The sequence below is a fragment of the Azospirillum sp. TSO22-1 genome (assembly GCF_003116015.1).
Taxonomy (GTDB): domain Bacteria; phylum Pseudomonadota; class Alphaproteobacteria; order Azospirillales; family Azospirillaceae; genus Azospirillum.
In genome coordinates this window covers 1-11,512 of record NZ_LGQZ01000215.1, presented here as the reverse complement: position 1 = coordinate 11,512, position 11,512 = coordinate 1, and the positions used below count along the sequence as shown (strand labels likewise).

Here is an 11,512-nt window from a genome sequence, read left to right as displayed (position 1 = left end):
TCTCCTTGCCGGCGGCGTAGTTCCAGGAGATCAGCACGACCTTGCGATGCCCGTCCTTCAGCACCACGTCGCCGCAGGGGAAGTTGGCCTGCCAGTTGGAGAAGGAGGTGCGGAAGACGTTCGCCGCGCACAGCTCGCGGGTGATGCGGTTGGAGCCGGCGTTCGGCACGATGGTCAGCGTGCCCTCCTCCTTCGCCACCTGCACCATCGCCTCGGCGACGCCGGAGTGCACGGTGCCGACCAGCACGTCCACCTTGTCCTTGACGATCAGCTTGGCGGCGTTGTCCTTGGCCTTGGGCGGCGACGACTCGTCGTCCACCCGGACGAACTCCACCTCCGCCCCGGCGAACTTGTCGCCCAGTTCGGCCAGCCGCAGCTTGAAGCCGTCGGTGATGTTGTTGCCGAGCAGCGTGTAGGTGCCGCTGTAGGGCAGCATGAGGCCGACCTTGATGCGCGCCGGCGCGGCCGTAGCGAAGCGTGGCAGACCGGCGACCGCCAGACCGGCGGCGGACGTGGTGAGGAACTGGCGACGGTTCGCCAGGAAAAGGGTGTTGGGCAAGGGCTTCCTCCCTGGTTTGAAGCCGCGGCCTCCGGTTCGAGGCCGGTGATGGGCCCGGTTTGGCTCGGGTTCCCGGTATTCTGGTATGATGCTACCGAAAATATGTTGCCCCCGCCACTGGCCGGAAGGCGTGTTCCGGCCGGATCAGAACTTCACCTCGACCTTGCCGAGCAGCGAGTGGTCGCGCCCGTCGGCGCGCGCCAGCGTGCCGGCGTAGTCGGCGACGACGCTCACCCGGTCGGACACCTGCACCCGCACGCCGACTCCCGCCACCAGCGCGTCGCGGGCGCCGACGCCGGGTTCGGTGGTCAGGAAGCCGCCGCCCAGGCGCGCGGTGACGCGGCGGGCGTCGCGGGAGAACTCGTGCTCCCAGGCGAGGCGCACGTGCGGCGCCACCGTCGCCGTGTCGGCGGTGAACACGCCGCCCAGCCGCACGCCCAGCGAGCCGATCAGCGAGGTCGCCCGCGTCCCGTCGATGGCGAGGTCGAGCGCCCCGGCGCCCGTTTCGGTGAAGCCGTCGGTGCGCACGCGGGCGTAGCGCGCCCCGGCGAACGGCCCGAGCGTCAGCCCACCCACCGGCGCGTCGTAGCCGACCGTCGCCCCGGCGCTCCAGGTGTTGCCGCGGGTGTCGCCGCGCGCCTGCGGGGTGAAGGCGAAGCCGGTGTCGCGGCGGATCTCCGGATAGCGGTCCATGCTGTAGCCGAGGTCGGCGTCGGCGTAGAACCCGCCGGCGTGGTAGCCGGCGTACGCGCTGAGCTTCCAGCTGCGCGCCTCGGCGTGCCCGCCGTCGAGGCTGCTCGCGCCGAAGCCGTAGCCGACGGCGGCGCCCACGATCAGCCCCGGCGCCACCCGGTAGTCCGCCCCCAGCGCCACCAGAGAGCCGCGGTAGCGGAAGGCGGCGCCGCCGTCGCGCGCCTCGCGGTCGCCCCAGTCGTGCGTGCCGTAGAGGAACATGCCGAACGGCCGCTCGCCCGAGTCGCCGAGGCCCAGCCGGCTGCCCTCCGAAACGCCGCCGGTGGTGGCGCCGGTGAGCGCGGTCAGGCCGCTGCCGAGCACCATAACGCTCCCCATGCCGCCGCGCACCGCGGCGAGGCGCTCGGCGATGGCGCGCGCCTGCTCGGCGCTGGAGAGCATCGCCATCTGCGCGCGGGCCGGCGCCGCGTTGCCGCCCGCCGTCGGGCCGCCCAGCGTGGCGGCGGCGTACTGCGCGATCAGCGCGTGCGCCGCGGTGGTCGGGTGCAGTTTGTCGAAGAACGCCGTGCCCGCCGCCGCTTCCGGAGTGGCACACGCCCCCGACGCCGGCCCGATGTCCGGCGCCACGCCGAGCAGGCAGGGCGCGGTGGAATTGGTGAAGCCGTAGGTCGCTGGCGCCGCCACCACCTGGCGGAACAGCGCGTTGACGTCCAGCACCGTGATGGTCACGCCGGGCGAGGCCTGCCGCAGCCGGTCGACCGCCTGCGCCAGCGCGGCGTTGTGGCCGGCGATGATGCTGTTGAGCCGCGCCGCGGTGCCGGGCGTCGTGGCGTCCTGCTCGCGCCCCTCCGGCGTGTCGCCGAGGTTGGGGACGTTCGGCACCAGGATCCGGCGCGCCCCCGCGGCGATCAGCATTTCCAGGCTCTGCCGCAGGTTGTTGACGGCGCCGTCCACCAGCCCGGCCGGGTCCGGCGTGCTGCGCCCGCGGTTGCGGTAGTCGTTGGCGCCGCCCCACACCACCACCAGCGTGTTCGGCCCCGGCCGCGGCCCGATGGTGACCGCCTGGGAAACCTGGGCCAGCACGCCCGGCCCCGGTCCCGGCCCCAGCCCGGTCTCCGCCCCGCCGTAGGCGCGGTCGTCGAGCGCCGAGGCCGGAAGCCCGAGCCGCGGCACCAGCTGCTCGACCCACACCGGCCCGTTGCTGAACCGCCCGGCGTAGTAGGGCGGGCTGGCCGGCACCGGGAAGACGCTGCGGGTCAGCGCGAAGAGGTTGCCGTTGTCGGTCAGGCTGTCGCCGAACGCCTGGACGCCGCCGTAGGTCTGCGCCGAGGCGGCGGAGGGCAGCGCCAGCCAGGCGGCGGACAGGAGGAGCGCACGGCGCATGAGCGTCTCCGCGGGTTGGTGGTCTGCGGGTTCGGCCGGCACCGGGAATAACCGCCCCGGCCGCCCTGTTTGTGGTTACAGATAGGCCTCCACGCGAGCGGTGCCATGACACTCTTGAAAGCAACGGCGATCGGACTGGGGCTGCTCGCGCTGAGCGGCTGCGCCGTCTACGAACCCTACCCATCCTATCCCGCCTATCCCGCCTATCCCACCTACCCGGGCTACTCGTCGTCGGTGGTCGTACAGCCGCAAATCTACGGCTGGTGGGGCGGCGGCTGGTGGGGCGGTCCGCGCTATGGCCATCACCACGGCCACTGGGGCCACCGCGGGCACGGGCGCGGGCACTGGCGGTAAGGACGGTAATGCCCCCAATCGTTCGTGGCACCGACATTTCGAAAGAAACGCATCTGTGACCGCCGTCACAGCCGGCCCCCATTGGCCCGGCTAGGCTGGGGACACATCAGTCGTGGAGCGTGTCATGAACGGGATGATCAGCGACGATCTGCGCGAGGAACTCGCGGCGATCGGCCGCTTCCTCACCCAGATGGAAACCAACCGGCGCCAGCATCCCACCCGGGTGCTCGCCACCCGCCTGCTGCAGGTCGAGCGCAAGCTGCCGCCGGCCCTGCGCCGGGAGAGCCTGATCGCGCAGGTCGCGTCGATGATCTTCGACGGCCAGCTCGACCCGCTGACCGAGACCACCATCCTGCGCATGGCCTGGGCCTCGACGGTGCGGACGCTGGCGAAGAACTACGGTTTCCAGGTCGTCGCGGGCACGCCGGAAAGCAATTCAAAAGCGGCCTGAGGGTTCATTTGCCCCATCGCGTCGGGAGCAAGTGGCGGCAGTCTCCTCCCCGGCACCGCCGGAGGGGCCTTACGGGGGCAAAACGCCCCCCGCCGCATGACCGGAACCGCTACAGACGGCCCTTGCCCTTCACGTACTTCGCCAGCTCGCCGTTGCAGCTCTTCGACACGCGCCGGTATTCCTCCAGCGTGTCGACCTTGGCCTGGCGGCGGTCGCGCTCCCGCGAGAACTCCTGCATCAGTTCACGCACCGCCGCGTCGATCGGCTGGCGCAGCATGGTCATCGCCTGGGACTCGCCGCGCGCCCGGATCGTTCCCTGGCGCGCCGCCACCGCCTCCAGCCGGCGCTTGAAGCCGGGCATGAACTCCCGCAGCAGCTCCTCGTCGGTGGAGACGTGCTTCATCTCGTGGTTCAGCACCTCGCGCTGGATGCAGGTGCCCGGCGGCAGCTCGCGCGCGATGTAGACGATCCGCTCCTGGAACCCGAAGGTAACGGTCAGCCGGGCCAGTCCGGCGCACACCACGCCGCCCGGCTGCGGGCTGAAGTGGGCGCCGACCTGCCAGCGCTCGCCGAAGGTGGCGTGCGCCAGCCCGAGCACCTGCCCGGCCCGCGCCCCCGCCGGCCCGCCGGAGCGGCCGGGCATGGCCTGCAACTGCGCCAGCGTCCTGTCGAAGTCGCGCCTGAGCGGCACCACCTGGGTGTCGATCTGCAGGGCCGGCCGGTCGAAGCGCGGGCAGCCCGCCGCCTGCGCCGCCGCCGGCCGAGCGAGCGCCGGCGCGGCGAGCAGCGCCGCAGCCGTGAGGAGGAAGCGGCGGCGCATGATCATGTCCATTGAGCACCGCCGCAAGGGAGCCTCAGCGCCCCGGCTGGCCGGGGTAGAGGAAGCGGGTGCGCAGCGTGCCGTCGATGCCGCGCAGCGCGTCCAGCACCTCGCCCTCGTCCACGTCGCCGTCGGCGTCGATGACGACGTAGCCCAGCTCCGGATCGGTCTGCAGGTACTGCGCGGCGATGTTCAGGTCGCGCGACGAGAACACGTCGTTGATCTTGCGCAGCACGCCCGGCACGTTGCGGTGGATGTGCAGGAAGCGGGTGGCGCCGTCGTGCACCGGCAGGCCGACCATCGGGAAGTTGACCGCGCCGATGGTCGAGCCGTTGTCGGAGTACTCGATCAGCTTCTGCGCCACCTCGGTGCCGATGTTGGCCTGCGCCTCCATGGTCGAGCCGCCGATGTGCGGGGTGAGGATGACATTGTCGAGGCCGCGCAGCGGGCTCTCGAACGGGTCCTTGTCGCCACCCGGCTCCTTCGGGAAGACGTCGAGCGCGGCGCCGAGGACGTGCTTGGACTTCAGCACCTCGACCAGCGCCGGGATGTCCACCACCTTGCCGCGCGCCGCGTTGATCAGGTAGCTGCCGCGCTTCATCTGGCGCAGCTGCTCGGGGCCGATCATGTTGCGGGTCTGCGCGGTGTCGGGCACGTGCAGCGTCACCACGTCGGAGATCTTCAGCAGGTCCTCCAGCGTGTCGCAGGGCTGCGCGTTGCCCAGCGCCAGCTTGCGCACGACGTCGTAGAAGACGACCTTCATGCCCATCGCCTCGGCCATGATCGACACCTGCGTGCCGATGTGGCCGTAGCCGACGATGCCCAGCGTCTTGCCGCGGATCTCGTAGCTGTCCTTGGCCGACTTCATCCAGCCGCCGCCGTGCACCAGGGTCGACTTCGGGAAGATGCCGCGCATCAGCATGATGACCTCGCCGATCACCAGCTCCGCCACCGAGCGGGTGTTGGAGTACGGCGCGTTGAACACCGGGACGCCGCGCGACCGCGCCGCCTTCAGGTCGACCTGGTTGGTGCCGATGCAGAAGCAGCCGACGCAGAACAGCCGCTCCGCCGCCTCCAGCACCTTGGCCGTCAGGTTGGTGCGCGAGCGGATGCCGAGCATGTGGACCGAGCCGATGCGCTCCAGCAGCTCCGCCTCGTCCAGCGCGGTGGGCAGGCGCTCGACCGTGGCGTAGCCGCGCGCAGCCAGCTCGGAGATGGCGTTGTCGTGCACGCCCTCGAGCAGCAGGATCTGAATCTTTTCCTTGGAAAACGACAGCTTGGTCACGGCAAACACCCGGTTGAGGACAGCGGCGAGCGCGCAAATTAGCGGCATCGCGGATTGTTGTCACGCCTTCCAGGACCCCGCATGGCCGCTTGGCGCGACGCGCAGGTCAAGCTATTGGTGGCCCCAGGGAGACCAAAGAACGAGACGAGCCATGACCGACACGGTGACCATCTACCACAACCCGCGCTGCTCGAAGTCGCGCCAGACGCTGGAGCTGATCCAGTCCAAGGGCGTCGAGCCGCGCGTCGTCGAGTACTTGAAGACGCCGCCGAGCGCGGCCGAACTCAAGGACATCCTGGCCAAGCTGGGCAGGAAGCCGGCCGAGATCCTGCGCAGCAAGGAGGCCGCCGAGGCCGGAGTCGCCAAGGACCTGCCGGACGACCAGCTGATCGCCGCGATGGTGGCCAACCCGTCGGTGATCGAGCGGCCCATCGTGGTGAAGGGCGCCGAGGCGCGGCTGGGGCGTCCGCCGGAGCAGGTGCTGGAGATTCTGTAAGCTCAGTGCCCTCCCCCGCCTCCGGCGGGGGAGGGTTGGGTGGGGGCTGCGTCGCGCCCGAGAATCAACGCCTTCCACCTCCGCCGTAGCCCCCACCTTCCCACGCCTGCGGCGCGGGCCCCTTCCTCCCCCGCCGGAGGCAGGGGAGGGTTCGCAGAAGCAGCGGGGGTGCGACATCCGGCGCGTGGCGGGGCCCCGGTTGAATCCGTAGGGTCCGCGGCATCATGCCCGTCCTGCACCCAACACGCCGGCCGGGCGCATCCGAACCGGAAGAGAGCACGCCCATGATCCTGGATCTCGAGGCCCTGAAGGCCGCGACCGTTTCCCGCGACCCGTTCCCGCACCTCGTGGTCCCGAACTTCCTGGCCGGCGATCCGCTGCGCCGGGTCATGAACGACTTCCCGACCATCGACATGCCGGGCCTGTTCCCCGTCGAGGAGGTCACCGGCGGTGCCAGCTTCGACACGCTGCTCAAGGACATGAACAGCCCCGCGCTGGCCGCCATCATGGGCGAGAAGTTCGGCGTCGACCTGTCGGGCCGGCCGACCATGACCACCGTGCGCTCCCGCGCCCGCGCCCGCGACGGCCAGATCCACCTGGACGCCGACTTCAAGCTGGTCACCCTGCTGCTCTACCTCAACGACAGCTGGCAGAGCCCGAACGGCTGGCTGCGCACGCTGCGCGGCCCCGGCGACATCACCAATTTCGCCGCCCAGGTGCCGCCGCAGGGAGGCCTGCTGTTCGCCTTCCAGTGCACGCCGGAGGCATGGCACGGCCACACCTCGTTCGAGGGCGAGCGGCGCTACGTCATGATGAACTACTGCCGCGACGCCGCCTCCATGGCGCGCGAGCACGCCCGCCACCGCTTCACCGCGAAGGTCAAGAAGTTCAAGCGCCTGTTCGGCATCGGCAGGATCGCCGCGTAACCCTGAATTTTTCAGGGTCTTCTACCAAAGTCGAATGGATGGGGGTGGGGCTTCACCGTACGCTTGGCGAACAAATCCGGAGCAACCGGGTTCTGCCGGACACGGCATCCGAACAAGCAAGGGAGTCCCATCCATGAAGACCTGGCGCAAGCCCAAGATCGTCGAAATCGCCGTCGGCACCGAGATCAACGCCTACGCCTGCGCGGATCTCTGACGGCCCGCGTTCCGACGCTCCAGGGCCGTCCGGCGACCGGGCGGCCCGCCCGGGACTTCCGACGATGCACATCCTTGTTCTCGGCTCCGCGGCCGGGGGCGGCTTCCCGCAGTGGAACTGCAACTGCGCGGGCTGCCGCCGCGCGCGCTCCGACGACCCGCTGGCGCGGCCGCGCACCCAGTCCTCCATCGCGGTCAGTTCCGGTGACGGCCGCTGGCTGCTGCTGAACGCCTCGCCCGACCTGCGCGCCCAGCTCAACGCCAATCCGGCGCTGCACCCGCAGCACGGGGTGCGGCACAGCCCGCTGGCCGCCGCGGTGCTGACCAACGCCGACATCGACCACGTCACCGGCTTGCTCAGCCTGCGCGAGATGCAGCCCTTCGCCGTCTACGCGACGGAGCGCGTGCAGCGCGTGCTGGCCGGCAACTCGGTGTTCCAGGTGCTGAACGCCGGCCTCGTGCCGCGCCGCGCCATGGCGCTGGGCCAACCGTTCCGCCCGGCCGCCGCCGACGGCACGCCGCTCGGCCTGGAGGTCGAGGCGTTCGCGGTGCCCGGCAAGGTGGCGCTGTACCTGGAGGACGAGAGCGCCGCCAACTTCGGCTCGGTGCCGGAGGACACGGTGGCGCTGCGCGTCTCCGACCCGGCCACCGGCACGGCGTTCTTCTACATGCCCGGCTGCGCGTCGCTGCCGGACTGGCTGGCGGAGCGGCTGCGCGGGGCGGAGCTGGTGCTGTTCGACGGCACCACCTGGACCGACGACGAGATGGAACGCGCCGGCACCGGCACCAAGACCGCCACCCGCATGGGCCACATGTGCATGTCCGGCGAGAGCGGCAGCATCGCCGCCTTCGATCGTCTGGGCGTGGCGCGCAAGGTCTTCATCCACATCAACAACACCAACCCGGTGCTGCTGGAGGACTCGCCCGAGCGGCGCTCCGCCGAGGCCGCCGGCTGGCAGATCGCCCACGACGGCATGGAGCTGAGCCTATGACCCGCCTTCTCTCGCGCGAGGAACTGGAACGCGAACTGCTGGCCATCGGCGAGCGCCAGTACCACGACCTGCACCCCTTCCACCAGCTGCTGCACGGCGGCAGGCTCGGGCACGGCCAGATCCAGGCGTGGGCGCTGAACCGCTTCTACTATCAGGTCTCGATCCCGGTGAAGGACCTGACCATCATGTCCCGCATGGACGACCACGAGCTGCGCCGCGAGTGGATGCAGCGCGTGCTCGACCACGACGGGCTCGGTCCCGAGGGGCAGGTCGAGGAGGGCAAGGTCGGCGGCATCGAGCGCTGGCTGCGCCTCACCGACGGGCTGGGGCTGGAGCGCGACTACGTGAAGTCGCTGAAGGGCATCCTGCCGGCCACGCGCTACGCCGTGGACGCCTACGTCCACTTCTGCGCCAGCAGGCCGATCCTGGAGTGCGTCGCCTCCTCGCTGACCGAGCTGTTCGCCCCGGCCATCCACCGCGAGCGCATCGCCGGCTTCGAGCAGAACTACGACTTCGCCAACGACAGCACGCTGAGCTACTTCCGCAAGCGGCTGGACGAGGCGCCGCGCGACGTGCGCTTCGGCCTGCAATACGTTCTCGACCACGCCCGCACGCCCGAGCAGCAGCAACAGGTCATCGCCGCTCTGCGCTTCAAGACGGAGCTGCTGTGGGCGCAGCTCGACGCGCTGCACCACGCCTACGTCTCGCCCGGCCTCATCCCCCCCGGCGCCTTCGTGCCAGCGGACAGGGAGCCGACCCGGTACTCTAGATAATTGGGTGGGGCGATGATCGCCGAGACCGACACGTTGCGCCTCGCCCCCGGCGTGATGCTGCGCCAGGACAGGACGCGCGAGCAGTGGACGCTGCTCGGCCCGGAGCGCGTGCTGGTGCTGGACGAGCTGGCGCTGGAGGTGGTGCGCGCCTGCGTGCAGGGCGGCGGCAGCGTCGGCACCGGCATCGACCGGCTGGCGGCCGAGTTCCAGGCGCCACGCGCGGAGATCGCCGGCGACGTGCTGGAACTCCTGCAGGACATGCGCGAGCGGGGGTTCATTGCAGGATAGTTGCGGCGACCCAATATTTTGTTGCTCGACAACGCCCTCCCTCGCCTCCGGCGGGGGAGGGTTGGGTGGGGGCAGCGGCGTGCACGAGACTCCACGCCTGCCATTACGCCGTAGCCCCCACCTTCCCACGCCTGTGGCGCGGGCCCCTTCCTCCCCCAGCGGGGCTGTGGGAGGAGTAGGACATCTGTCCAAGGATCCGTCATGAGCACTCTCGAACCGCCCGTCGCCGTGCACCTGGAGCTGAGCCACCGCTGCCCGCTCAAGTGCCCCTACTGTTCCAACCCGCTGGCGCTCGAACCGGCGGCGGGGGAGCTGGACACCGCCACCTGGTGCCGGGTGCTGGACGAGGCGGCGGAGGCCGGCGCGCTCCAGGCCCATTTCTCGGGCGGCGAGCCCTGCGTACGCAAGGACCTGGAAACCCTGGTCGAGCACGCGACCCGGGCCGGGCTCTACACCAACCTGATCACCTCGGCCGTCACGCTCGACCGTGCGCGGCTGCAGCGGCTGCAGGCGGCCGGGCTGCAGCACGTGCAGATCAGCTTCCAGGACACCCACGCGGAGGGCGCCGACCGCGTCGCCGGCATGCCCGGCGCGCACGCCCGCAAGCTGGCCATCGCGCGGGAGGTCGTCGACCTCGGCCTCGCGCTGACCGTCAACGCGGTGGTGCAGCGGCACAACATCGACCGGGTGGACGACTTCATCGACCTCGCGCTGGCCCTGAAGGCCGGCCGCATCGAGGTCGCCAACGTCCAGTACTACGGCTGGGCGCTGGTCAACCGCGCCGCGCTGATCCCGACCCGCGAGCAACTGGTCGCCATGGACGCCGCGCTGCGCGACCGGCTGCCGTCGCTGAAGGGGCGGATCGTCGTCGATTACGTGGTGCCCGACTACTACGCGCAGCGGCCGAAGGCCTGCATGGGCGGCTGGGGGCAGCGCTTCATGAACGTCTCGCCGAGCGGCAAGGTGCTGCCCTGCCACGCCGCCGAGACAATCCCCAACATGGTCTTCGAGACGGTGTTCGACCGCCCGCTCGGCGCCATCTGGCAGGACGGCGAGGCGTTCCGGCGCTACCGCGGCACCGCCTGGATGCCGGAGCCCTGCCAGGGCTGCGAGCGCAAGGAGATCGACTGGGGCGGCTGCCGCTGCCAGGCGCTGGCGCTGGCCGGCGACGCCGGCGTGGCCGACCCGGTGTGCGCCCTGTCCGACCGCCACGCCGAGGTGATCGCCACCGCCGAGCGCGATGCGGCGCGGGCCGACGTGCCGTTCACCTACCGCGAGTACCGCAACGCCGCCGTCCCGTGATACCCTCACGTCCGCTAAGGACGAAGGGACGGCGATGGCGAGCAGGCTGCGGTTGCGAATCGTGCACGACCAGGGGGTGATCGGCCCGGGCAAGGTGGCGCTCCTCAAGGCGATCCGCGACACCGGGTCGATCTCGGGCGCGGCGCGGACCATGGACATGGCGTTCCGCCGCGCCTGGTTCCTGATCGAGACCATGAACAAGATGTTCCACGAGCCGCTGGTGCGCACCAGCGTCGGCGGCCGCGAGGGCGGCGGCGCCGAGCTGACGCCGCTCGGCGTGGAGGTGGTCGAGCGCTACTACGCGCTGGAGGAGGCGACCCGCTCCGCCGCGGCACCCCACCTGGAATGGCTGGACGGCAAGCTGGCGCAGACGGCGCCGGAGGATACCCCATGACGCGGCCCTCCGTCCGCCGCGCCCTGCTGCTGGCCGCGGCGTTCGCTGCGCTCGCCACGCCCGCCCGGGCCGAGGGTTTCAGGACCGGAACCGCGTGGGAGGGTAGCCTCTTCCGCGACGCCAAGGGGCAGGTGAAGAGCTGCGCCGCGGCGCAGCGGTTCGACACCGGCACCACGCTGTCCTTCGCGCTGACCCGCGAGAAGGACCTGTTCCTGATCCTGCAGAATTCCGCCATCGACCTGCCGAAGGGCGAGCGCGTGCCGGTCGCCTACGCCGTCGACCGCGGCGTCGCCTACACGACGCAGGCCTTCGTGGTGCGCGACAGCGTGGTGATCGACCTGCCGAACACCCCGGCGGTGCGCGACCTGCTGTCCGGCGGCTCCTGGCTGTCCGTCGAAGGCACCGAGCGCAGCGAGGACTTCTCCCTGAAGGGCGTCGCCGAGAGCCTGAAGACGCTGACCGCCTGCATCGAGCAGCCCGCCGCCGCCAAGCCGGCGCCGCCGGAACCGCGCGTGGCCGCGGCGCCACCCCCTGCCCCACCTCCACCCCCTGCCCCGGCCTCCGTCGCGGCCGCTTCCCCGCC

15 protein-coding genes are annotated in these 11,512 nt (G+C 71.1%); 11 read left to right on the top strand and 4 right to left on the bottom strand.

What is annotated here, in order from left to right; all coding sequences use genetic code 11:
• The coding region (locus tag TSO221_RS34170; protein ID WP_199229751.1) for an ABC transporter substrate-binding protein at window positions 1–559 on the bottom strand (559 nt) is incomplete at its 3' end.
• 144 nt (window positions 560–703) lie between these two features.
• Window positions 704–2,635 (bottom strand): autotransporter domain-containing protein, encoded by a 1,932-nt coding sequence (locus TSO221_RS34165; protein WP_109122911.1) that lies wholly within the window; start codon window positions 2,633–2,635, stop codon window positions 704–706.
• A 105-nt stretch (window positions 2,636–2,740) separates the two neighbouring features.
• Between TSO221_RS34165 and TSO221_RS35820 the strand changes: the two genes are divergently transcribed.
• Both TSO221_RS35820 and TSO221_RS34155 read left to right on the top strand, forming a co-directional pair.
• The gene (locus TSO221_RS35820; protein ID WP_158284301.1) at window positions 2,741–2,989 is read left to right on the top strand and encodes a hypothetical protein; all 249 of its coding nucleotides are present in this window, start codon (window positions 2,741–2,743) and stop codon (window positions 2,987–2,989) included.
• A 124-nt stretch (window positions 2,990–3,113) separates the two neighbouring features.
• A complete protein-coding gene (locus tag TSO221_RS34155; protein WP_109122909.1) occupies window positions 3,114–3,440 on the top strand; it encodes a hypothetical protein in 327 nt (108 codons plus the stop codon).
• Window positions 3,441–3,549: 109 nt separating this feature from the next.
• Here TSO221_RS34155 and TSO221_RS34150 read toward each other — a convergent pair whose 3' ends face one another.
• Together TSO221_RS34150 and serA are read right to left on the bottom strand one after the other, a co-directional pair.
• Window positions 3,550–4,272 (bottom strand): hypothetical protein, encoded by a 723-nt coding sequence (locus TSO221_RS34150; RefSeq protein ID WP_109122908.1) that lies wholly within the window; start codon window positions 4,270–4,272, stop codon window positions 3,550–3,552.
• 22 nt (window positions 4,273–4,294) lie between these two features.
• Complete coding sequence (serA, locus tag TSO221_RS34145) at window positions 4,295–5,593, bottom strand: phosphoglycerate dehydrogenase (protein WP_109122907.1); 1,299 nt, start codon at window positions 5,591–5,593, stop codon at window positions 4,295–4,297.
• Window positions 5,594–5,696: 103 nt separating this feature from the next.
• Between serA and arsC the strand changes: the two genes are divergently transcribed.
• The 9 genes from arsC to TSO221_RS35815 all read left to right on the top strand — a co-directional run.
• Window positions 5,697–6,041: an arsenate reductase (glutaredoxin) gene (gene arsC, locus TSO221_RS34140; protein WP_109122906.1), complete on the top strand. Its 345-nt coding sequence runs from the start codon at window positions 5,697–5,699 to the stop codon at window positions 6,039–6,041.
• A gap of 284 nt (window positions 6,042–6,325) precedes the next feature.
• Window positions 6,326–6,967: a 2OG-Fe(II) oxygenase gene (locus tag TSO221_RS34135; protein WP_109122905.1), complete on the top strand. Its 642-nt coding sequence runs from the start codon at window positions 6,326–6,328 to the stop codon at window positions 6,965–6,967.
• A 34-nt stretch (window positions 6,968–7,001) separates the two neighbouring features.
• Window positions 7,002–7,181, top strand: coding sequence for a pyrroloquinoline quinone precursor peptide PqqA (pqqA, locus tag TSO221_RS37000; protein ID WP_348770304.1), 180 nt, complete (start codon window positions 7,002–7,004; stop codon window positions 7,179–7,181).
• Window positions 7,182–7,245: 64 nt separating this feature from the next.
• Entirely contained in the window at window positions 7,246–8,172 is a 927-nt protein-coding gene (gene pqqB, locus TSO221_RS34125; RefSeq protein WP_109122903.1) for a pyrroloquinoline quinone biosynthesis protein PqqB, read from the top strand.
• Window positions 8,169–8,945, top strand: a complete 777-nt coding sequence (gene pqqC / locus TSO221_RS34120) for a pyrroloquinoline-quinone synthase PqqC (RefSeq protein WP_109122902.1) — start codon at window positions 8,169–8,171, stop codon at window positions 8,943–8,945. Before pqqB ends, pqqC begins: the two co-directional genes overlap by 4 nt.
• A 12-nt stretch (window positions 8,946–8,957) precedes the next feature.
• A complete protein-coding gene (gene pqqD, locus TSO221_RS34115) occupies window positions 8,958–9,233 on the top strand; it encodes a pyrroloquinoline quinone biosynthesis peptide chaperone PqqD (RefSeq protein ID WP_109122901.1) in 276 nt (91 codons plus the stop codon).
• Between the two features lie 201 nt (window positions 9,234–9,434).
• Window positions 9,435–10,535, top strand: a complete 1,101-nt coding sequence (pqqE, locus tag TSO221_RS34110) for a pyrroloquinoline quinone biosynthesis protein PqqE (protein ID WP_109122900.1) — start codon at window positions 9,435–9,437, stop codon at window positions 10,533–10,535.
• A gap of 34 nt (window positions 10,536–10,569) precedes the next feature.
• The gene (locus tag TSO221_RS34105; protein ID WP_109122899.1) at window positions 10,570–10,929 is read left to right on the top strand and encodes a winged helix-turn-helix domain-containing protein; all 360 of its coding nucleotides are present in this window, start codon (window positions 10,570–10,572) and stop codon (window positions 10,927–10,929) included.
• Window positions 10,926–11,512, top strand: a 587-nt coding sequence (locus TSO221_RS35815) for a hypothetical protein (RefSeq protein ID WP_199229750.1), incomplete at its 3' end; no start/stop codon positions are given. The genes TSO221_RS34105 and TSO221_RS35815, both read left to right, overlap by 4 nt.

Excerpts from the sequence above, each read along its gene's own strand:
- TSO221_RS34155 (WP_109122909.1), top strand. The coding sequence starts at position 3,114 with ATGAACGGGATGATCAGCGACGATCTGCGCGAGGAACTCGCGGCGATC.
- TSO221_RS35820 (WP_158284301.1), top strand. The coding sequence starts at position 2,741 with ATGACACTCTTGAAAGCAACGGCGATCGGACTGGGGCTGCTCGCGCTG.
- TSO221_RS34165 (WP_109122911.1), bottom strand. The coding sequence starts at position 2,635 with ATGCGCCGTGCGCTCCTCCTGTCCGCCGCCTGGCTGGCGCTGCCCTCC.
- pqqB (WP_109122903.1), top strand. The coding sequence starts at position 7,246 with ATGCACATCCTTGTTCTCGGCTCCGCGGCCGGGGGCGGCTTCCCGCAG.
- pqqA (WP_348770304.1), top strand. The coding sequence starts at position 7,002 with ATGGATGGGGGTGGGGCTTCACCGTACGCTTGGCGAACAAATCCGGAG.
- pqqE (WP_109122900.1), top strand. The coding sequence starts at position 9,435 with ATGAGCACTCTCGAACCGCCCGTCGCCGTGCACCTGGAGCTGAGCCAC.
- pqqC (WP_109122902.1), top strand. The coding sequence starts at position 8,169 with ATGACCCGCCTTCTCTCGCGCGAGGAACTGGAACGCGAACTGCTGGCC.
- TSO221_RS34105 (WP_109122899.1), top strand. The coding sequence starts at position 10,570 with ATGGCGAGCAGGCTGCGGTTGCGAATCGTGCACGACCAGGGGGTGATC.
- arsC (WP_109122906.1), top strand. The coding sequence starts at position 5,697 with ATGACCGACACGGTGACCATCTACCACAACCCGCGCTGCTCGAAGTCG.
- TSO221_RS34150 (WP_109122908.1), bottom strand. The coding sequence starts at position 4,272 with ATGGACATGATCATGCGCCGCCGCTTCCTCCTCACGGCTGCGGCGCTG.
- TSO221_RS34135 (WP_109122905.1), top strand. The coding sequence starts at position 6,326 with ATGATCCTGGATCTCGAGGCCCTGAAGGCCGCGACCGTTTCCCGCGAC.
- pqqD (WP_109122901.1), top strand. The coding sequence starts at position 8,958 with ATGATCGCCGAGACCGACACGTTGCGCCTCGCCCCCGGCGTGATGCTG.
- serA (WP_109122907.1), bottom strand. The coding sequence starts at position 5,593 with ATGCCGCTAATTTGCGCGCTCGCCGCTGTCCTCAACCGGGTGTTTGCC.